Here is a 1,272-nt window from a genome sequence, read left to right on the forward strand (position 1 = left end):
GAGTCGACTTCAAATATCGGACAGGTATATTATTGCAACGACGAGTTTCTGAACCATTCCGCCGTCAACCCGGCTTTCAGCCTGCTGGCGTCGGTCAGCAAAACCAAAGACTATGCAGAACAGTTCAATTACTTCGGAGAAGCAGAACGCGATTCACTGTTCAACGGACTGTATCCGGTCAAAGGTGAAAACACGGCGGAACTGCTCAAAACCAAACGCCCCAACATACTGATCATACTGATGGAAGGGTTCGGAGGAGCAATGGTGGAATCGCTGGGAGGAGTGAAAGGCGCCAGTCCGAACATCGACCAGCTTTCCAAGGAAGGAATCTGGTTTTCCCGATGCTACGCAAACAGTTTCCGGACAGACAGAGGCACTATCTGTACGTTCAGCGGATACCAAAGCTTCCCGGATCTGTCTGTCATGAAAATACCAGCAAAAAGCCGCACGCTTCCTTCCATTGCCGAAAAGTTGGCGAAGGAAGGCTACCGCACGGATTTTCTGTATGGAGGCGACATCAACTTTACCAACATGAAAAGCTACCTGCTGGGAAGCGGCTACCAGCATCTGACGGCTGACATCGATTTTCCGTCCAGCCAGCGGCAAAATGCTTGGGGAGTAAACGACGACATCACATTCGATTATCTGTATGACCAGCTCATCGGACGCAAGGAATCTCCCTGGCACACGGCATTCCTCACCCTGAGCAGCCACGAACCGTTTGAGGTGCCTTTTCACAAGCTGGAAGAAGCACGTCCGAACGCATTCGCTTTCACCGATGACTGTCTGGGGAGGTTTGTTGAACGCATCCGCAAAACTCCGGTATGGGACAACCTGCTGATAGTCTGCCTGCCCGATCATGGCTTCTATTATCCGGAAGAAGGACATCCGCAGGACGAACGTATTCACCGCATCCCGATGCTCTGGCTGGGGGGTGCGATAAAGCAGCCGATGGTTGTAAACAAGATCATGAACCAGACAGACATGGCCGCCACATTGCTGGCTCAAATGGGAATCAGCCACGAAGAATTCAGTTTCAGCCGGAACGTGCTGGGAGAAGAATACACCTATCCTTTTGCCTACTGGACTTTCGGAGGAGGGTTTGCCTTTGCGGACAGTACGGGAGTCACGCTATTCGACGTGAATGCCGACCGCCCGATACTGGAGCGTCCGGCAGCCGACAAGAACCGTATACTCCGCGGCAAGGCAATACTGCAAAGCTCGTACGATGACTTGGGGGCAAGATAAAAAGAAAGACAAAGGCACAGAGAA

Annotated in this window: 1 protein-coding gene; it reads left to right on the top strand. The window is 52.0% G+C overall.

Going from position 1 to position 1,272, the window contains the following annotated elements; all coding sequences use genetic code 11:
- The coding region (locus tag QUW60_RS14980; RefSeq protein ID WP_289561496.1) for an LTA synthase family protein at positions 1–1,248 on the top strand (1,248 nt) is incomplete at its 5' end.
- Between the last annotated feature and the right edge of the window lie 24 nt (positions 1,249–1,272).

This window comes from Bacteroides gallinaceum (assembly GCF_030373775.1).
Lineage (GTDB): Bacteria > Bacteroidota > Bacteroidia > Bacteroidales > Bacteroidaceae > Phocaeicola > Phocaeicola excrementipullorum.